General features: G+C 54.3%; 16 protein-coding genes. 11 read left to right on the top strand and 5 right to left on the bottom strand.

From position 1 onward, the window contains the following. Positions 1–108 precede the first annotated feature (108 nt). Together rhaA and rhaB are read right to left on the bottom strand one after the other, a co-directional pair. Positions 109–1,368 (bottom strand): L-rhamnose isomerase, encoded by a 1,260-nt coding sequence (rhaA, locus tag OGV52_RS00420; protein WP_019077926.1) that lies wholly within the window; start codon positions 1,366–1,368, stop codon positions 109–111. Continuing rightward, positions 1,365–2,834 carry a rhamnulokinase gene (gene rhaB / locus OGV52_RS00415; protein ID WP_279263642.1) on the bottom strand — a complete coding sequence of 490 codons (1,470 nt, stop codon included), beginning with the start codon at positions 2,832–2,834 and terminating at the stop codon, positions 1,365–1,367. The genes rhaA and rhaB overlap by 4 nt, the downstream gene beginning before the upstream one ends. A 300-nt stretch (positions 2,835–3,134) precedes the next feature. Here rhaB and rhaS point away from each other — a divergent pair, with 300 nt between their 5' ends. The 8 genes from rhaS to OGV52_RS00375 all read left to right on the top strand — a co-directional run bounded on the left by rhaS (position 3,135) and on the right by OGV52_RS00375 (position 13,328). Continuing rightward, entirely contained in the window at positions 3,135–3,983 is an 849-nt protein-coding gene (gene rhaS / locus OGV52_RS00410) for an HTH-type transcriptional activator RhaS (protein ID WP_016157890.1), read from the top strand. 105 nt (positions 3,984–4,088) lie between these two features. Next, positions 4,089–4,937, top strand: a complete 849-nt coding sequence (rhaR, locus tag OGV52_RS00405) for an HTH-type transcriptional activator RhaR (protein WP_016157891.1) — start codon at positions 4,089–4,091, stop codon at positions 4,935–4,937. 222 nt (positions 4,938–5,159) lie between these two features. Continuing rightward, entirely contained in the window at positions 5,160–5,621 is a 462-nt protein-coding gene (locus OGV52_RS00400) for a hypothetical protein (protein ID WP_141876144.1), read from the top strand. Next, positions 5,551–5,865: a PTS fructose transporter subunit IIB gene (locus OGV52_RS00395; protein ID WP_016157892.1), complete on the top strand. Its 315-nt coding sequence runs from the start codon at positions 5,551–5,553 to the stop codon at positions 5,863–5,865. The genes OGV52_RS00400 and OGV52_RS00395 overlap by 71 nt, the downstream gene beginning before the upstream one ends. Further along, the gene (locus OGV52_RS00390; protein ID WP_049282357.1) at positions 5,858–6,973 is read left to right on the top strand and encodes a PTS fructose transporter subunit IIC; all 1,116 of its coding nucleotides are present in this window, start codon (positions 5,858–5,860) and stop codon (positions 6,971–6,973) included. Before OGV52_RS00395 ends, OGV52_RS00390 begins: the two co-directional genes overlap by 8 nt. A gap of 87 nt (positions 6,974–7,060) precedes the next feature. Then, the gene (locus OGV52_RS00385) at positions 7,061–9,652 is read left to right on the top strand and encodes a glycoside hydrolase family 38 N-terminal domain-containing protein (protein WP_287107928.1); all 2,592 of its coding nucleotides are present in this window, start codon (positions 7,061–7,063) and stop codon (positions 9,650–9,652) included. A gap of 4 nt (positions 9,653–9,656) precedes the next feature. Beyond that, positions 9,657–12,146, top strand: coding sequence for a phosphoenolpyruvate--protein phosphotransferase (gene ptsP, locus OGV52_RS00380; RefSeq protein WP_287107926.1), 2,490 nt, complete (start codon positions 9,657–9,659; stop codon positions 12,144–12,146). 3 nt (positions 12,147–12,149) lie between these two features. Next, a complete protein-coding gene (locus tag OGV52_RS00375; RefSeq protein WP_181221048.1) occupies positions 12,150–13,328 on the top strand; it encodes an MFS transporter in 1,179 nt (392 codons plus the stop codon). A gap of 119 nt (positions 13,329–13,447) precedes the next feature. Here the strand turns inward: OGV52_RS00375 and rhaT are convergent, their stop codons facing one another. Beyond that, on the bottom strand, positions 13,448–14,482 hold the full coding sequence (gene rhaT, locus OGV52_RS00370) for an L-rhamnose/proton symporter RhaT (RefSeq protein WP_016157897.1): 1,035 nt from the start codon (positions 14,480–14,482) through the stop codon (positions 13,448–13,450). A 201-nt stretch (positions 14,483–14,683) separates the two neighbouring features. After that, a complete protein-coding gene (locus tag OGV52_RS00365; protein ID WP_200080383.1) occupies positions 14,684–16,105 on the bottom strand; it encodes an L-fucose/L-arabinose isomerase family protein in 1,422 nt (473 codons plus the stop codon). A 255-nt stretch (positions 16,106–16,360) separates the two neighbouring features. Here OGV52_RS00365 and sodA point away from each other — a divergent pair, with 255 nt between their 5' ends. Continuing rightward, positions 16,361–16,981, top strand: coding sequence for a superoxide dismutase [Mn] (gene sodA, locus OGV52_RS00360; protein ID WP_016155203.1), 621 nt, complete (start codon positions 16,361–16,363; stop codon positions 16,979–16,981). A 235-nt stretch (positions 16,982–17,216) separates the two neighbouring features. Then, positions 17,217–18,200 (top strand): 2-keto-3-deoxygluconate transporter, encoded by a 984-nt coding sequence (kdgT, locus tag OGV52_RS00355; RefSeq protein WP_016155204.1) that lies wholly within the window; start codon positions 17,217–17,219, stop codon positions 18,198–18,200. A gap of 41 nt (positions 18,201–18,241) precedes the next feature. Here kdgT and OGV52_RS00350 read toward each other — a convergent pair whose 3' ends face one another. After that, on the bottom strand, positions 18,242–19,138 hold the full coding sequence (locus tag OGV52_RS00350; RefSeq protein ID WP_287107925.1) for a dihydrodipicolinate synthase family protein: 897 nt from the start codon (positions 19,136–19,138) through the stop codon (positions 18,242–18,244). A 152-nt stretch (positions 19,139–19,290) separates the two neighbouring features. On the opposite strand from OGV52_RS00350, the gene yiiM reads away from it, so the two are divergent. Beyond that, positions 19,291–19,965: a 6-hydroxyaminopurine reductase gene (yiiM, locus tag OGV52_RS00345; RefSeq protein ID WP_053388910.1), complete on the top strand. Its 675-nt coding sequence runs from the start codon at positions 19,291–19,293 to the stop codon at positions 19,963–19,965. Positions 19,966–20,068 lie beyond the last annotated feature (103 nt).

Raw genomic sequence — 20,068 nt, 5'->3', positions numbered from 1 at the left:
GGTCTTACGTAGGCCGGATAAGTGAAGATCCATCCGGCAATCGTCTTTCATTCATTGCCGGATAGCGACGTGGGGCGTCTTATCCGGCCTGTAAGCCTGGTGTCACGGTTAGCTACGTTTGCTCAAAATCTCTTTCTCATAGGCGCGCACGCTGTCCAGCCACTGGCTTCCCGCTGGCGTGTCGTGACGCTGGCAGTACATCTCCCACACGGCCTGCCACGGCAGCGATTTTTGCTCTTCCAGCAGGGCCAGACGAGCGGTGTAGTCGCCGCTGGCTTCCAGCTGACGCAGTTGTTCGGTCGGTTCTAACAGCGCGCGCAGCAGGGCTTTTTTCATATTGCGAGTGCCGATAACCCACGCGGCGATGCGGTTAATAGAGGCGTCGAAGAAGTCGAGGCCGATGTGTACGCGGTCGAACAGGTTGTGGCGGACGATCTCGCTGGCAATCGCCTGCGTTTCGTCATCCAGCAGCACCACGTGATCGCTGTCCCAGCGCACCGGACGGCTGACGTGCAGCAGCAGACGCGGTACGTACAGCATGGCGGCGGAGATTTTGTCGGAAATCACTTCAGTCGGATGGAAGTGACCCGCATCCAGGCACAGCGCGGTCTGACGGCTGGTGGCGTAACCCATATAGAACTCGTTGGAGCCCACGGTGTAGCTTTCGGCGCCGATGCCAAACAGCTTGCTCTCGACGGCGTCGATATGGTGCGCCGGGTCGAGTTTTTCGCTGATCACTTCATCCAGTGCTTCAAGCAGACGTTGGCGCGGCGCTAACCGGTCAACGGTAATGTCTTTCATGCCATCCGGGATCCAGATATTCATCACTGACGGCGTACCCAACTGCTCGCCAAAATACGCTGAGACGCGACGGCTGGCTTTGCAGTGGTCAATCCAAAACTGGCGAATGGTGTCATCGGCGTGGGCCAGCGTGAAGCCGTCGGCGCTCAGCGGGTGAGAGAAGCAGGATGGGTTGAAATCCAGCCCTAACTGGTTTGCTTTCGCCCACTCAACCCAGTTTTTAAAGTGTTCAGGTTTGATTTGGTCGCGTGCAACCGGCGTATCGGACTCCAGATAGATCGCGTGCAAATTCAGACGTTTTGGACCTGGGATCAGGCTCAGCGCCTGCTCCAGATCGGCGCGAAGTTCGGTGGCGTTACGCGCTTTGCCCGGATAGTTGCCGGTAGCCTGAATACCGCCTGTGAGCGAGCCCTCCGGATTCTCGAAACCGGCGACATCATCGCCCTGCCAGCAGTGCATGGAGACCGGCAGACGATCGAGCTGGCGTAAGGCCGCCTCGACATCAATGCCTACCGCGGCGAAACGCAGTTTTGCCAGTTCCCAGGCTTGTTCAAGTTGAGTGGTCATGCGCAAAGCTCCTTTGTCTGTCGTAGTGATGGAAACTGCGCCTGGTAGCGGGCAATTTCACTTTCAGGATTTGGAATGAAGGTGGTCAGGTCGTAGTTGGCACGCACCACCTGACGGAAATCATCGACGTTGTTAAGCTCGTCCAGCGTCATCAACTGGATGCCGATATTGCCGAGCGTGGAGGCCTCAATCGGCCCGGACATCACGCGAATACCGCAGGCATCCGCGCACAGCTGGTTCAGTAGGGCGTTCTGGCAGCCGCCGCCAACGATGTGCAGTTGGCTAAATGCTGCACCACGCAGTTGTGCCAGTTCTTGCAGAATGTCAGCGTATAGCAATGCCAGGCTGTCGAAGATACAGCGCGCCAGTTCGGCGTTTTGCTGGGGAACGGGTTGACCCGATTCACGACAGGCCGCCTGAATTTCCGCGCTCATATCGTCGGGGTTGATAAAGCGATCGTCGTTCGGGTTTATCAGGAATTGGCAGGCCGGCAGCGCTTGCGTTTGGGCAATAAGCGTTGGCAGGTCGGTAATCTGGCGCTCTTTTAAAACACGCTGGAGCAGCCACAGTCCCATGATGTTTTTCAGTACGCGGTAGCGCCCTTCCGCGCCCCCTTCGTTGGTGATGTTCGCCGCCAGCGCCGCATCGTTGGTATACGGCGTTCTGCTCTCAAAGCCCATCAGCGACCAGGTACCGGAAGAGAGATACGCACTATTTTTATCGGCCAGCGGTGAAGCGATGACCGCGCTGGCGGTGTCGTGACTGGCGACGGCCACAACCGGAATTTGGTTTTTCTGCGGGCAAATCCAGTGACCAATGACGTTCCCCGGATGCGTCGGGCGACCAAACCAGGATTTGTCTGCCCCGGTCCACGCCAGCAGCGTGTCATCCCAGTCGTCGGTGTTGATATTGACTAGCTGGGTGGTGGTGGCGTTGGTGTATTCCCAGTTCAATTTGCCGGTCAGGCGAAAGCTGAAGTAGTCGGGGATCAGCAGAGCATGTGCCACCTGCGCAAGCAGTTCTGGCTGCTGTTCAACCAGCGCACGTAGCTGATACAAGGTGTTAAACGGCAGAAACTGAATGCCGCTACGGCGGTAGATTTCACCTTTACCTGGCTGCGCCATCGCCTGTGACATAATGCCGGTCGTGCGGCTGTCACGGTAAGAGACCGGCAGACCAACACGTTGGCCGGTGTTATCGATCAATACGTAATCCACGCCCCAGGTATCAATGCCAATGCTGTCTATCCGAATGCCTTCATCACAGACTTTTTTCAGGCCAAGGCGAATGTCGTTTTCCAGGCTGTCGATGTCCCAGGTGTCAAAACCGTCCGTTTTTTGCAGACAGTTAACGAAGCGGTGAATTTCACGCAGCGTCAGGGTGCGGTGTTTACTGTCGTAAAGTGCGAGCATTACGCGCCCACTGGATGCGCCGAGATCGACAGCGACACAATGGCGAAAAGTCATGGCGAGGTCCTTCTGAGTTTTATTGCACTCAGTCTAAGAACCCCGAATAAAGCGTACCTTCTTGACAGTGACAGCCCCAATTAGCGGCTGGCAACATGGCAAAGGTGAACGTGATGTTGTTCACAGTTTCCACTAATCGCGCGGATTTTGGCGGATGTGACGCCTTCCGCATTTCCCGATCTTTCCCGCCATTTCTTGAAGAATTAACCGTGTTTACGCACTTTGGCGTCAAAAAATTAAGGTGAGGGTAGGAACCCTTAATTACTATTCAGCCATATTCGTTAATCAGGGGGAGCCGTCATGACCGTACTGCATTGCGTGGATTTTTTTCCGACAGGTAAAGCACCTGTGGCTATTGAACCGCGGCTTCCTCAGCCCGCGTTTCCTGAACATCATCATGATTTTCATGAAATTGTGGTGGTCGAACATGGAACGGGGATCCATGTGTTCAACGGACAGCCTTACACCATCAGCGGTGGTACGGTGTGTTTCGTCCGCGATCATGACAGGCATTTATATGAACATACTGACAATCTGTGTCTGACCAATGTGTTGTATCGCTCTCCGGATGCGTTTCAATTTCTGGCCGGGCTGAATCAGCTTTTGCCTCAGGAACAAAATGGGCAGTATCCCTCCCACTGGCGCGTAAACCAGGGCGTACTGCAGCAGGTTCGTCACCTGGTGGGGCAGATGGAGACGCTCGGCGAGGAGATGGATACGCCCACGGCGGCAAATCGCGAGATCCTGTTTATGCAGTTGCTGGTACTGCTGCGTAAAAGCAGCCTGATGGAAGCGGCGACCGATAACGATGCGCGGCTTAACCTTTTGATGGCATGGCTGGAGGATAACTTTGCCGAAGAGGTGTGTTGGGAGGCGCTGGCCGAGAAGTTTTCGCTCTCTTTACGCACTCTGCATCGCCAGCTTAAACAGCAAACAGGATTGACGCCGCAGCGCTACCTTAACCGTCTGCGACTGATTAAAGCCAGACATCTGCTCCGCCACAGTGATGACAGCGTGACTGATATCGCTTATCTCTGCGGTTTCGGTGACAGTAACCACTTTTCGACGCTTTTTCGCCGTGAGTTCGAGTGGTCACCACGCGATATTCGTCAGGGGCGTGACCTTATAGCGGGAAGCAGCCTTCAGTAACGCGAAAGCTATCAACGTTTTTTACCGTCCGTTTGCTGATAATCATACCCTTTCATGCCGGATAAGCGCAGCGCATCCGGCAAGCGTACAGGTTGAGGTGATGTGATGGCGAATCATCTGGTTCTTTCGAAATCAGACTTTTTTGCGCATGAGCAGCAGGCTGTCGCCGTGGCCGATCGTTATCCGCAGGATGTCTTTGCTGAGCATACCCACGAGTTTTGCGAGCTGGTTCTGGTCTGGCGCGGCAATGGTCTGCATGTCCTTAACGATCGTCCGTACCGGATAACCCGTGGCGATCTGTTTTACATTCGCGCCGAAGATAAACACTCCTATACCTCCGTTAACGACCTTGTGTTGCAAAATATCATCTACTGCCCGGAGCGGTTAACGCTGAATGTTGACTGGCAAGGGGCGATCCCCGGATTTGACGGTACGCCAAGGCAGCCGCACTGGCGACTTGGCAGCGTTGGCATGACCCAGGCCAGACAGGTGATAAGCCAGCTTGAGCATGAAAGTAATCAGCGCGATGCGCAGGCCTTTACCATGGCTGAGCTGCTGTTTGGTCAACTGGTAACTCACCTTAAACGTCATCGTTATGCCACGGATACGCTCCCGGCGACGTCAAGTGAAACGCTGCTGGATAAACTGATCACCGCGTTAGCCGGTAGCCATGAGCATGCGTTCGAACTGGATACGTTTTGCGAGCGTGAACGGTGCAGCGAACGCGTTTTGCGCCAGCAGTTCCGTAGCCAGACCGGGATGACGATCAACCATTACCTGCGGCAATTGCGCATTTGCCATGCTCAGTATCTGTTATCGCATACTGAAAAGCTGATTGGTGAAGTTGCTATGCAGTGCGGTTTTGAAGACAGTAACTATTTTTCGGTGGTATTTAACCGCGAAGTCGGGATGACGCCAGGGCAATGGCGCCATCGTAGTCGGGTGACACCATAATATATAAATCTGGTTTATATATTGCAGTGGCGTTTTGATACATATTCAGACTAAATTAGACATAATGAGTGAATGCTCTGTGCAATAAATCACAGTTGCTCTTTTATTTTTGTTTTATTCTCAGCAAACTTATTTATCGGAGTAACGTTTGTGTTGACCAACTCTATAATCATCAAAAGTCTGCTTTTAATTTTGCTATCTTGCGATCGCAAAATTAAACGTATGCTTGATTATTTTTGCTGGTTTAATTCCGTTAACGATCTGGCTGAAAATGATATCGCCGAGCAGGAGTGTATGGATACGCAAATGGCGCGCGAATGGTCCAGCCTGTGGGACTGCGCCAGCGAAGCTATCGGCGCGAGCGTACGTCAACGCTGTCATCGTCCTGCCCGTTTTGGCCTGCATTTCCCGCAGGCGCTGCTGTGCCGTCGCAAACGTGACGAGCTGGCCTTCAGTTTCCGTAACTCCAGCCTGCACCAACTGTTAGTTTGCCGCCATGCCAGCGGCGCTGACGGTGAAAGCCAGGTTTATCAATTTGTTAGTCCTATACAAAGCACAATGCGCACTTTCGCCATTGTGCTTTTTTTATTGCCTGAATCTACGAGGAATCATTATGTACATTGTTTGTGTTGCAGCTTGTCCGACCGGCGTTGCTCATACCTACATGGCTGCGGAATCGCTTGAAATCACGGGGAAAAACCGTGGGCATGAAGTCAAAGTGGAAACGCAGGGGAGCATTGGCGCTGAGAATGAAATTACGCCAGAGGATCTGGCGCGCGCTGACGCGGTCATCATTGCTGCCGACGTTGCGATTAGCGGGAAAGAGCGTTTCGATGGCATGGTGAAGCTCGAATGCAGCGTCTCTGATCCCATCAAATTTGGCGATGCGGTGTTTGAAGCAGTAGAGCAGGAGGTTGCAAATGGCTAAGTTTCAGGGGGGAGACAAACCGTCTACCGGGATAGAGGTCAAGAACGCCATTATGACCGGCGTTTCATGGATGCTGCCGTTTGTCATTGCTGGAGCGGTGCTAATGGGGATCGCCCGTATCGGCGCTTCTCTCTACGGTATTGATAACATCTGGGATGCCAGCTACGAGCAGGCCGGTATGGTGGTGCAGTTGCTGCACAAATTTGATGGTTTCGGCGGGCTGGCGCTGTCCCTGATGTTGCCGGTGGTGGCCGGCTATATCAGCTTTGCGCTGGCGAACAAACCGGGTCTTGCGCCGGGGATGATTGGCGGACTGCTGGCGAGTAACCTGGGAACGGGTTTTCTCGGCGCGCTGGCGGCCGGTTTTGTCGCGGGCTATATCGTTCGCGCCCTGAACCGCTACATCAAATTGCCGAAGGCGCTCTCCTCTGCTGTGCCTATTTTCATTCTGCCAGTCGGCGGTACGCTGCTGACCTGCGTGGTGATGGCATTTATTATCGGTACGCCGCTGGCGGCGTTGAATCACGGCATGGAAAGCTGGCTGTTATCCATGTCCGGCACGAACAAAGTGCTGCTGGCGGCGGTCATTGGCGGCATGGTTGGGTTTGATCTCGGCGGCCCGATTAACAAGGCGGCGGTGACGACGGCAATGGCGTTACTGGCCTCCGGTATTTATGACCCAAACACCGCCGCGCAGGTGGCGATTATCGTGCCGCCAATTGGTCTGGGTGTCGCTACGCTGCTGTGGTCGTCACGCTTCCCGGAATCCCTGCGTGAGGCGGGTAAAGCCTCTACGTTGATGGGGCTGATTGGTGTTTCTGAAGGCGCCATTCCGTTTGCGCTGTCAAACCCAAGAATTATTGTCGTCAACGTGATTGGCTCGGCGGTGGGGGCGGCGATGGCGGTAGGATTAGGGGCGGTAAACCATGCGCCGATCTCCGGTTTTTACGGCTGGCTGGCGGTAGAAAAATGGCCGATTTATGTGCTCTCGATTGTCTGCGGCTCGGCGATTATCGCCTGCGGCTCATTGTTGATATTCCGTGGCCCGACAGCCACGCCTGAGGTGAGAAAAGAGACGGCGGCGCCGAAATTTAAAGCCAGCCGTTAGACGTACTACTGAATTAATATTTCCCTATGTTTAGCGCGGGTAAATATCCGTGCGGGTTACCTACGCCTTAAAACAGGAATAAACGAAATGAAAACGGTTCATTTAATTCAGCATACGCACTGGGATCGTGAATGGTATTTTACGGAGAATGATTCCCAGGCTCTGCTTTATTATTTTATGGCGGATCTTATTCAACATCTTGAAGCGGATGAATCATTAGGTCCATTTATGCTTGATGGCCAAACGGTGGTGCTGGAGGATTATTTCCAACTGGCACCAGAAAACCGCGAACGCGTGCAGGCGCTGGTGAAAGCCGGACGTTTGTTAATCGGCCCCTGGTATACACAGACCGATTTTTTGGTGGTTGGCGCTGAGTCCATCACCCGCAATCTGCTGCTGGGGCAGGCTGACTGTGACGAGATAGGGCCGAGAATGGCGGTCGGTTATGTGCCGGACTCCTTTGGCCAGAGCGCACAGTTGCCCATGTTCCTTAATCAGTTTGCCATCGACCACGCGGTTATCTGGCGCGGCTGGAGCGAGTACGACACGCCGTTTACCGAGTTCCGCTGGCGAAGCCAGGGGGGCAGCGTGGTGACGACGGCGGTATTACCGCAGGGTTATGGGTGCGCTAAGTGGTTGCCGACGGATGCCAACCAGGCCTGGCCGCGCCTCTCTGCGGTTATGGAAAAGCAGGCGGCATTTAGCCGCAGTACGCAGCTACTACTGCCGAACGGTAACGATCAGTCACCGTTTGAGTACGGCGTTCCGGTAATGCTCGACACGCTGAATCAGGAACAAACGGCGTACCGCTTTATTCGCAGCGACTTTAGCCGTTACTTTGCCGCACTGGCGGATACGCCGCTGGCGATCTTTGAGGGCGAACTGCTAAGCCCGAAATATATGCGTATCCATCGCGGTATTTTTTCTACCCGCATGGATATTAAACAGGCCAACGTCCGGCTGGAGAACTTCGTCAGCCGTCAGCTAGAACCGCTGCTGAGTGTGGCCTGGACGCTGGGGTTGCCCTATCCGCAGCGCGCCATTGAGACAATATGGCGCGAGGCGATGAAATCCCACGCTCACGATAGCATCGGTGGGTGTAACGCCGATCGCGTGAATGCAATGGTGAAGGCGCGTTTGATCTCGGGTCAGGAAAAAGCCGAGCGCCTGTACGAGCTGAATATGCAGATGTTGGCAAACGGCATTACGACGCAGCAACAGGGTAAAAAAATCATCGTCTTTAACGCGCTGCCGTCGGTGCGCGATGGCCTGGTGGCGCTGACGCTCTACCTACCCGGTGAGGCGTTCCGCATTGTTGACGAGCAGGGACAACCCTGCCGCTGGCAGATTATGCGTGAGACATCGCAAGATATGTCCGTCATTGTTCAGGAACTGTCCAATAGCCCCGATCCGGTCTTCTATCGGCGGTGCGATATTTTACTGGAGGTCGCATCGCTCCCCGCCTGCGGCTATACCACCCTGTATCTGCAAGATGAGTGCGCCCCCGGATTTGCTGTGCCGTCCTCGACAGAAGAGGCGCTGGAGAACCCGTGGTTACGCCTGACGCTGGAAGGTGAACAGGTCGTTCTGGTCGATAAGCGCAGCGGTAAGCGCTGGGAGAACCTTATTCAACTGGTGGACGGCGGCGATGCCGGCGACACCTATAACTATTCTCCACCAGAGGATGACTGGCGCGTTACCGGCGCAGGGGCGCTGCTTCACGCCGACTGGCAGCGCGGCGCGCTGGTGGACACGTTGTCGCTAAGCTGGTCTATCGCAGCACCGCACACGCTGGCCGACAGGCAGGAGCACCGTTGTAATGCACGACTGGATGTCAGCATGGTGGTCATGCTGGATCACCAGCGCCCGACGCTGGACCTCCAGGTTAGCGTCAACAACACCTTGCACGATCATCGTTTACAGGTGGAAATTCCTGCTGATGTCTTTACCGATGTCCATTTTGCCGATCAACCGTTTGGTCTCATTCGTCGCGCCAACCGACCGGCCACGCTGGATGTCTGGCAGCAGGAAAATTGGGGTGAAGCCCCGGCATCGCTGTGGCCAATGCAAAGTCTGGTAATGATGCATGATGGCAAGCAGGGCATCAGTGTGGTGACGGATGGGCTGCGAGAATATGAAATTCCCGCAGAACGCCCATCGGTTATCGCCATTACGCTACTGCGTAGCGTGGGTTGGCTGGGACGTGCCGGTATGCCGTGGCGTCCGGGACGCGCATCCGGTATGGCGTTGCCTTCCCCAGACTCACAGATCCCAGGCGAATTTAGCGCCCGCTTCGCGCTCATCCCGTTGTGCGATGGTGAAAGCCCGAACTTCTGGCGTGAAGTCGAAGCCTGGCGCACACCGCCAGTTGGCTGGCTGGATTCCGGCTGGGCGCGTTTTAAAACCAATCCACACGCGCTGACATTCCCGACAGCCTACAGCCTGCTGCACTGGGAGACACCACTCCATTTCAGCACCTTGAAAAAAGCGCAACGTGAAGATGCGCTGATTTTACGCGGCTGGAACCCCGGCTCGCAGCCGCAGATCAGCTCAACGCCGGTTGCTGATGCGACAGTGCGCGAAGTTACGCTGGCGGAAAAATCGCTGAACTCATCGCATGAAACGATACCGGCCTGCACGCCGATCTCATGGCGTATTACGCCTGCAGCCAGAGGATAATATTGTGTTAAACATTCGTTTTACCTGCCCGTTGCCAAATGGTCTACATGCCCGCCCCGCCAGTGCGTTAGAGCAGCGCGTCAGCGCATTTCAGGCTCGCGTTCAAATAGGCAATCTGCGTAACCAGCGTCAGGCCGATGCCCGTAGCGTGTTGGCGATGATTGGGACCGATATTTTGTATCAGGACCCGTGTGAACTGGTGATTGAGGGCGAGGATGAATCTGCCGCGCATCAGGCGCTGACTCAGTTTGTGAGGCAAGAGTTTGCCGCGTGTGACGAACCCGTTGCCCAGACGCCGGAACGGGTGGAACAACCTCTGCCGGTTTTTCTGGCGCAGACCCGTGCGGAGTGGGTGCGCGGTAACGGCGTGAGCGCTGGGCTGGCGCAAGGGGTGGCAATGCATCTGGGCGTGCCGGATCTGTATCAATTGGCAGAACAAGAGGCGGTGGCGGCGCCGGCTGTACAGCGAGCCGCGCTGACGGCGGCACTTGAGCAAGTACGCCGCGAGCTGCACGACGCATTACCGCATACACAGGGAGAAGCCGCAGCGGTGCTACAGGCTCATGTCAAACTGCTGGACGATGCGCTCTTCGAAACCTCGCTACTTACCGACCGTACAGCGCGCAATGCGCTGGCAGCATTGGCGCTGGCGCTGGATGAACTGAGCGCGCCGCTGCGCGAAAGTCGCAGCGTCTACCTACAACAGCGGGTGCTGGATTTACAGGATTTGGGCCTGCGTCTGGCGGCGCATCTCACCGCGCAGCCGCTGATGCCGCAAACGGCATTGTCGCAAGACACCATCGTTATCAGTCCGGTTCCCATAACGCCAGGCCAGTTTCTGGCGCTGCGCGGCCCGCATCTGAAAGGTGTGGTGATGGGCGCGGGCGGGGAAACATCACATACCGTCATTCTGGCGCGATCGTTTGGGGTTCCGCTACTGAGCGTAGAGGCGGCGGAAGCGGGGCATATTCGCGGTGGTGAAGCGCTGCTGCTCGACGCTCGCCACGGGGTGGTGGTGGTGTCACCGGATGAGCAGGCTCTGCGGTGGTATCAATTGGAAGAGGACAAACGTCAGCGCCTTGAAGCGCGTTTACAGCCGCTTATTCAACGCCCTGGGGCGACGCAAGAGGGCGAACGGGTGACGGTGCTGGCGAATATCGCGCTGGCGGCGGAAGTGGAAGCGGCATTTGCCGCCGGGGCGGAGGGGATTGGTCTGTTCCGCACTGAAATGCTGTTCTGCGAACGAGCCGCGCCGCCTGACGAGGAGGAGCAATACCAGGCCTATCGTCATGTGCTGGAACAGGCGCGGGGGCGTAAAGTGGTGATCCGTACGCTGGATATTGGTGGCGATAAACCCTGTGACTATCTGGCGATGCCGCCGGAGGAAAACCCGTTTCTTGGCTGGCGCGGCATCCGCCTGTATCCCGAATTTATGTCGATTTTCCGTCCTCAGATACGTGCGCTACTGCGTGCCAGCGCCGCCGGACCGTTGCACATTATGGCGCCGATGGTGACTACGCTTGCTGAGGTGAAGTGGCTGCGTGAACAGTTCCAGCAAACAGCGGCGCAACTGCTGGCCGAGGGGGCGGCGGTTGGGCAGTGGTCGCTGGGTATTATGGCGGAAGTGCCATCAGTGCTTTATCTGCTGGAGAAAGCCGCTGCGTATATCGACTTTGTTTCGATTGGCAGCAACGACCTGACGCAATACTTCCTGGCCTGTGACCGGGGCAACGCGCAGGTTCGACATCTCTACAACTATTTTGATCCCACGTTTTTACAGCTACTGAAGGAGATGACGGCGCGCGCGCAGCGGGCCGGTATTGAGATCAGCCTGTGCGGCGAGATGGGCGGCGACCCGTCGGCGCTGGCGCTACTGTTGGGCGTTGGTTTACGACAGATCAGCATGTCCTCAAGCCGTATTGCGCCAGCCAAGGCGCGCTTAATGACCTTAACTCTCGGGCACAGCGAGCAGATGCTGGAACGGGCATTAGCTTGCGAAAGTGGTCAGGACGTGGCGGTACTACTTTCACAACAGGTGACGGCGCAAGCAAAACCCGTGTTTGATCCCGCCCTGATCCTGCTCGATCGGGTGATTACCCGTAAAGCGGAGGCGATTAAGGTGCTCACCGATAATCTTGAGGTCGAACAGCGGGTCTTTTCCGGCTCAGCCGTTGAAGAGGCTATTTGGCAGCGTGAGGCGATTTTCTCTACCGCATTAGGATTTGCGATTGCGCTTCCGCACTGCAAATCGGCGGCGGTCGCGCACAGTAGCGTGTCGGTGATGCGTTTGAGTGAGCCGCTGGCGTGGAGCGACGAGGTGGATGTCTCGCTGGTTATCATGCTGACGGTGAGTGAGCAGGAGAAGGGCGATCATATGAAAATCTTCTCCCGTCTGGCGCGTAAGTTGATGCATGTGGAGTTCCGTGAGCAGTTGCTTGGCAGCATGTCGCCGCAGGATGTCGCCGTGCATCTGGCACAGGAAATGGCGGGATAAATCATGGTACAGAATCCTCGCCGGGCGTTCATTATGCTGTCGGCTGTCTTTTTTTACTGGGGCGTCCTGACGGCAATTAATAGCGCCACGATTCCCTTTTTCCGGCAAGTTTTTTCGCTTTCATGGCGAGACTCGATGTTGGTAAATGTGGCGTTTTATCTCGCACCGTTTGTGATTTGTTTACCGTGTTCAGGCTGGATGGCGCGTTTAGGGTATCGCAGCGCACTCTTACTGGCGTTGATACTTGCCGCAAGTGGTTCGGTGGTGATTGCCGTATCGCTCTGGCTGGCGTCATTTGCCGGTTGCCTGGTGGGGATTTTCATTGTGGCGATGGGGGTTGCGGCGATGCAGGTGGTCGCAAACCCTTATGTTAATCGGCTTGGCGAGGCGCAAAGTGCGGCTGGACGCCTCAGTCTGGCGTCGTCCATCAACTCCCTCGGGGCGGCGCTGGCGCCTGTCGTCCTGGCGGTTGTTCTGGCTGGCTCTGTCATTTCAGTTCCAGGGATGTATCTCGGTTTGATGCTGGTGGGAGGCATACTGCTGGTTGCGTTATACCGTTTTTCAATTGCTGATTTTCGTGACGCGCACGAGAATATTTTTTCTGCGATTCGTGCGCTCAGGCGCTATGCGCAGTTTCGTACTGGGGTGAGTGGCATTCTTGTGTACGTTGGCGTTGAAGTCAGCATTGGTACTACGGCTCTCAGCTATCTTCACGACCCATCTTTGGGCGGGTTTTCGCTTGCACAAGCGACCTCCTTTATCGCGTTGTACTGGGGCGGTGCATTGGCGGGGCGGTTTTTGTATGGCTTGCTGGCTCACTGTTGCCGACCTCAGTTGTTGTTTTGCCTGTGTTCTTCGGGAGCGGTACTACTAACCGTTGCCGCGATAGTTTTCGCTAACCGTTTTGGCGGCTATTGTCTGCTGGCGACGGGACTCATGAACTCGGTGATGTATCCCATTATTTTCTCTCGCACGCTCTCCGGCCTTGATCGCTATGCGGCATCTATTTCTGCTTGCTTGATTATGGCGGGCATTGGCGGCGGGGTGCTGCCCTTTATCCAGGGGATGGTTATTGATGCTATTGGCCTGCGTTTGAGCTTTTGGGTGCCGGTTATCGGGTATCTGTTTTTATTGCTGAACGGATTTAAGCTATACGCTCGAACGGAGGTATTTTGTGAGTAACGCCATCATTATTTGGTTAATTTAAGGTAGTACAACGGAAACTGATTTTCGGTGGTATTTAACCGTAAAGTTGGGATGACGCCAGCGCAGTGGCGTCATCGTCGTCGGGGGTTGTGTCGTTAGCTGGCCATTCCCAGACCAACAATGTTTGCCGCGACAATGATCACTACGCAGCCAAGACTTAGCACGCTGACCGGACGTCTCCCTGCATTGCTCCACTCTTTCATGATCAGGCCCACGATACCGCCGCACAGGACGTAGAAGCTCATGTGCAGCATCCAGCTCATGTAGTCATACTGTGCTGGAATTTTGGCATGGCCCCAGGCGTAAAAGAAGAACTGGAGATACCACATCAGGCCAGCAAGCGCAGAAAACAGGATATTGCTGATAATCAGCGGTTTTGCTAAAGAGAAGTCGGCCTTTACTGACAGGTTTTTCATTTTTGCCAGACGAATGAAGCAGTATCCCAGATTGATCACCGCACCACCGCCCATGATGACTACGTAGCTTGGCAGGGCGACATACAGCGGATCGATACCGAGTGTTGCAGCGGCTTCGTGCATTGGTTTAGCCGCATCCATGGCAAAGGACATCCCCGCGGAGAAAAAGCCGCACATCACCGCCAGTATCAGACCTTTTTTCAGATTGAACTCTTCGGCCTTGATGCCCATCTTGCGCTCTTTTAACTGTCCGGCGCGGGTGACAATCGCCACCCCGATCAGGGCGACCAGCACGCCGAGCAGGGTCATACGTCCGCCTGGTGTGCCAATGAGCACGTCAAATTTACCGGCAATGATTGGCGTCATTAAGGTACCAACAATTAGCGTAATGCCGATAGCGATCCCGATCCCCATCGACATACCGAGATAGCGCATAGTCAGGCCATAGTTGATATTACCAATCCCCCACATGGCACCGAATAAAAATACCGGCAGCAGGGTGGACGCACTGAATGAACTGTAATAGGCCCAGAAGTCCGGCAGAAGGATCGCGCTGACGAGCCAGGGAAGGATCAGCCATGAAACAAAACCACCTATAGACCACATGGTTTCCCAAGACCAGTGTTGTACCTTTTTAAAAGGGGCATAGAAACAAGCGGCACTAGCGGCACCGATTAGATGCCATATTATCCCCATCGTAATTGCGTTACCCATTCTGTTTCCTTTTGAATTATCGATTTGGCAGGATGAAAACACCCGTTTTGATGTTCAAAAGTCTAAAGAGTGAGCAATAGATTAACCTTCAGCATGCTGCCGTGTGATCAGTAATGCTGGCAAAATTCAGGGGATGAAAGGGATATTGATCACAAATGCGGCCCCGCCCCTCTTTTTTGAGAAGGGCGGAAATATAGAGGATTAGCAAATTCTTACTGCCTGAATACCCAGTAGCCAGGCGAGTTTTTCCAGTGCCTCGCCATGGTGCCCCAGGCCAATGCTGCAATGATGAGCTGGGCCGCCCATGCACCATTGTGTGGTGAACTCGCGAGCTGATAACGGGAAGCGATAGCGGCTATTGGTGTTGCCAATATCCAGGACTTCACCTGGTACAGCTTCACCTTCGGCATACTGTAAAAGCACCCCGTTTTCGGCATCTTCAATTACCGAAAGAAAGGTCACCGGACCTGATTTTACGGTCATCTGGATAGATACACCTTTACCGGGTTTACCATGATAAACCGGCAGCGGCACTAGACTCACCGGACCATCCGCCATCAGCGGGTGTGCCGGACCGTCATGTCCCCACAAAACAGCATCATCATTAAATTCAATGCCATATGGTTCTGAGAATGAACCGCCAGCCCCCAGAAGTTGCTGAATTTTCATCGCCAGCACATTTTTGATTTCATATTCTCCCGCTACGGGAATACCACGGTGGGTAAGCAGCGTGTTGCCGAGAATGATTGAGGTGATGATGTTCTCGTAAGCGTTGCCGTTACGGCCTTCATAGTAATAGGCTAGTGCACCGAGTTTATTCTGGGCAATTAGTTTATCCATGGCGCAGGCAGTGGTGAGTGCGCGGTTGAGCTCTGCAGGTTCGCATGCCGCATCCAACTGAAGTACACGGTGCATTTCCTGTCGTTTGGCGTTGAGGTCTGCCTCGCTGACCTGCTCGCGATATTCCGCCAACTCACACATTTCCAGTGGCTTAAAGCGTACGCCCATTTTGGCGGACAAGTTCGTCATATTGCTGTAAACGTCTACCATGCCGTCATAATAGTGCCCGAGGACGCCGACCTGACAATTTGCCAGCATTTGACGAGCGTTAAGTGCCTGTAGCCACTGCGCCGTTTGTTGCCAGACATACTCATCGCCCTGTAATGCGCCAACAATCAACTGAAAGCGGATATTCGCACGGTTAAACACGTTTGCCAGTTCGGGGGCGCTGCAGGCCTGACAGTGCGCCAGCCACTCTCCAGTACGGCCTCCCCGATCGGGAATTTGACGGATTGTTGAATAAGGCAGCCCTGGCTCTGGCTGTAGGGCCAGAATAATGACCGGTTTATTGATACTCTGCACAAGCGGTAGCACCGTTGAGCTGAGCGCATAGGTGCTGATGTAAAGACAGACAGCATCGACCGGCTGTTGCTGCAACCGTCTGATAAGGGCATCGGCTTTATCGACGTTATCAATCAGGCCGCCATTAATCACGCTGGCTTGTTGCGCCGTCAGGCGCTCATCAATTGATTGCAGATAGCCCTGAAGACGTGACTCCAGGCCTGTAAACTGGGGCCAGTATGTGTCGAGGCCGATACCAAAAAGGGCGATGTTGACAGACATAGCAATATTTCCTTGTGAGATAATTTTCAGACTATGTCGTGCTTTATCTCCCATGTCCTTCATGTCGTTGCCTATTTTCTACTCAGATTGGCAAAATCAGCCTGATTTTCCCAGTGATGCTCACACTTTTACCTCATAATAGCCATGTAAAAAGTACGGCATTGATAATCATTTTCAATATCATTTAATTAACTATAATGACCCAACTGCTTACGCGGCGTTAACACTGGCCGCCCGACAATACTGGAGATGATTATGAGTTATACACTGCCATCCCTGCCGTACGCTTATGATGCCCTTGAACCGCACTTCGATAAGCAGACGATGGAAATCCACCATACCAAACACCACCAGGCTTACGTAAACAACGCTAACGCTGCGCTGGAAAGCTTGCCTGAATTCGCGAGCCTGCCTGTTGAAGAGCTGATCACCAAACTGGATCAACTGCCAGCAGACAAGAAAACCGTACTGCGTAACAACGCGGGCGGCCACGCTAACCACAGCCTGTTCTGGAAAGGTCTGAAAACCGGTACTACGCTGCAGGGCGACCTGAAAGCGGCTATCGAACGTGACTTCGGCTCCGTGGACAACTTCAAAGCTGAATTTGAAAAAGCTGCAGCAACCCGTTTTGGTTCCGGCTGGGCGTGGCTGGTTCTGAAAGGTGACAAACTGGCTGTTGTTTCCACTGCTAACCAGGATTCCCCGCTGATGGGTGAAGCTATCTCTGGCGCTTCCGGCTTCCCGATCGTGGGCCTGGACGTTTGGGAACACGCTTATTACCTGAAATTCCAGAACCGTCGCCCGGACTACATCAAAGAGTTCTGGAACGTGGTGAACTGGGACGAAGCTGCCGCACGTTTCGCAGCGAAAAAATAAGTTCTACGCTTTAGTAAGCCCCTGCAAGCGATGCTTGTGGGGGTTTTTTTGTGATCAAAATCAATATAAAAACAATGATCCACTTAAATTGAAACAAGGTTTTATTATGCGAGTGGGATCACTTTTATAGTCTCTATGAATGTCTATCTTCGTTTCATCAAGACGGGCGCATCTCATAAGCAAGATGCAATCGCCCATAAAAATTGCCCCATTTTTATGTCTACAGGTGATGGAAATGCAGATCAAACGAACGATAGAGAAAATCCCAGGAGGCATGATGCTGGTGCCGCTTTTTCTGGGCGCGTTGTGTCACACCTTTTCCCCCGGCGCCGGGAAATACTTCGGCTCCTTTACCAACGGTATGATCACCGGTACGGTGCCTATTCTGGCGGTCTGGTTCTTTTGTATGGGGGCGTCGATCAAGCTAAGCGCTACCGGTACCGTACTGCGTAAATCGGGTACGCTGGTCATAACCAAGATCCTGGTAGCGTGGGTGGTCGCGGCGATTGCTTCACGTATTCTGCCGGAACATGGTGTAGAAGTTGGTTTCTTCGCCGGCTTGTCTACGCTGGCGCTGGTGGCCGCCATGGATATGACCAACGGCGGGCTGTATGCCTCGATTATGCAGCAGTACGGCACCAAAGAAGAGGCCGGGGCGTTTGTCCTAATGTCACTGGAGTCTGGCCCGCTGATGACTATGGTGATTCTGGGAACCGCCGGGATCGCTTCGTTTGAACCACACGTGTTTGTGGGGGCCGTATTACCGTTCCTGATTGGCTTTGCGCTGGGGAATCTGGACCCTGAGCTGCGGGAGTTCTTCAGCAAAGCGGTGCAGACATTGATTCCTTTCTTTGCCTTCGCGCTTGGTAACACCATTGATTTGAGCGTGATTGCGCAGACCGGTGTACTGGGTATTTTGCTGGGCGTGGCGGTAATTATCATTACCGGTATTCCATTGATTATCGCCGATAAACTGATTGGTGGCGGCGATGGCACAGCGGGGATTGCGGCCTCCAGCTCAGCCGGTGCGGCGGTCGCTACGCCAGTGCTGATTGCTGAAATGGTTCCGGCATTTAAACCGATGGCGCCGGCAGCAACTTCCCTTGTCGCCACGTCGGTGATTGTGACCTCCATTCTGGTGCCGATTATCACTTCCATCTGGTCGAAAAGAGTTAAAGCCAGGGCGGCGGAAATTGATATTCGTAGCGCCGTGAAGTAAGCCTCTTTTGCCGGATGGTCTGTTCCATCCGGCTTAACGATTTACGCTTTGACGACAAATACCTCATTGATGGTCCGACACTCACCCTCGTTCAACTCTCCGCCGGCATTTCGTGACACGCCGGTGCAATAGCCAAACTTACGCGATACCACGGTTTTGATGGTGGTGACGAAATCTTCGCCGATGGCGTAGATGGACATGTAGGTGCCAATCTGGTCCTGAATGTCGCGAAGTGCTGTCAGGTCGCCCTGTTTAAATGCTTCCCGTGCGCTGACAAACAGTTCAGGCATGACGTTGTTTAATCCTGAAATCACCCCCGCGCCGCCTGCCAGCAGGTTAGGAATGTAGTATTCGTCATAGCCGGACAACACGGCAAAATCCTCCCGTACGGCGCGGGTGGTCTGGATCATACTGCGAGTATGGGACTGGCAGTCGACGGTATCTTTAATGCCTGCGAAGTTGGGGAACTCGGCGGCGAGGGTGGCAACCAGTTCGGGCGTTAAATCGCAACCAGTGCGCGCCGGAAAGTTATAGGCAAACCATTTACCGCTGAGCTTTTGCCCCAACTGACGGAAGTAGCTCAGCAGCTGTTTTGCCGTTTGCCCATAGTAGTAAGGCGGCAGGATCATCACGGCGTCGTAATCGGCGCGATACGCTTCCTGCGCCATCAACAGCACATCATTCTGGCAGGTGGATGAGACGTTGGCGACCATCTTCAGCGAGCTCATAGCGCGGGCCTCGCGGATCAGTAACAGCTTTTCTTCGAGCGTAAAGGAGGCAAATTCCCCGATGCTACCCATCAGCAAAATCACGTCGATTTTGGCCTCGGTAAGGCGTTTGAGATGCTGGCTCAGACCGTTAAGATCGATCTTGCCGTCATTATCCATTGGCGTAATGGAAGGACACCAGACGCCAGCAAATTGCGATTGACCAGTCACGTTGTTGACTCCTTATTTGAAATGATGTTTCAAAACCAGATTACATTGATAGCATGTGTCCCTAAGTTTCATGTGAACCGTGCTCTCATTTTGAGCGACTGGGGTAAAATAAATGTGGTGTAATGGGGGAAATTTATCGGGAGAGGGAACAGATGCGATATCCGGTCGATGTTTTTACAGGCAAGGTTCGGGACTACACGGGAAGCCGTCCCAGCGCGATTGCTAAGGTCCAGGTTGACGGCGAGCTGATGCTGACCGAACTGGGGCTGACGGGTGATGAACAGGCGGAAACGAAAATTCACGGTGGGCCGGATCGCGCGCTGTGCCACTATCCGCGTGAACACTATCAGCACTGGAGACAAGAGTTTCCGGAGCAGGCAGAGCTCTTTGTCGCGCCCGCGTTTGGCGAGAATCTCTCTACTGAGGGGCTAACGGAAGAGAATGTATTTATTGGCGACATTTTCCAGTGGGGAGATGCGCTGATTCAGGTCACGCAGCCGCGCTCGCCGTGCTTTAAGTTGAATTTCCATTTTGGCATCAGCGATATGGCCAGCCAGATGCAGGAGGCAGGCAAGACGGGCTGGTTGTGTAGCGTCATCGCTCCAGGCCAGGTGTCGGCGGACGCGCCTTTGATCCTGGCTTCACGCGTCAGCGACGTCAGCGTGCGGGAGGCGATTGCCATTGCCTGGCATATGCCGTTTGATGACTCACAATATCACCGTTTACTCTCGGCTGCCGGGTTATCGAAAAGCTGGACCAGAACGATGCAAAAGCGTCGTTTAAGCGGTAAGATCGAAGACAATTCCCGACGTTTGTGGGGAAAATAAAGCCATTCTGGCCATGCAATTAAATCAGGTGGTAACACCTGATTTGCCTCTCTCGTGGTTCTTATCTCTGCATACTAAAGCGGGTTAAAAAACCTGCTTGTCA

Origin of the sequence: Citrobacter sp. Cb041 (assembly GCF_030336655.1) — a bacterium.
In the GTDB taxonomy this organism is placed as follows: domain Bacteria; phylum Pseudomonadota; class Gammaproteobacteria; order Enterobacterales; family Enterobacteriaceae; genus Citrobacter; species Citrobacter braakii.
The sequence above is the reverse complement of the archived record's forward strand: the minus strand, read 5'-3'. Positions and strand labels throughout refer to the sequence as shown.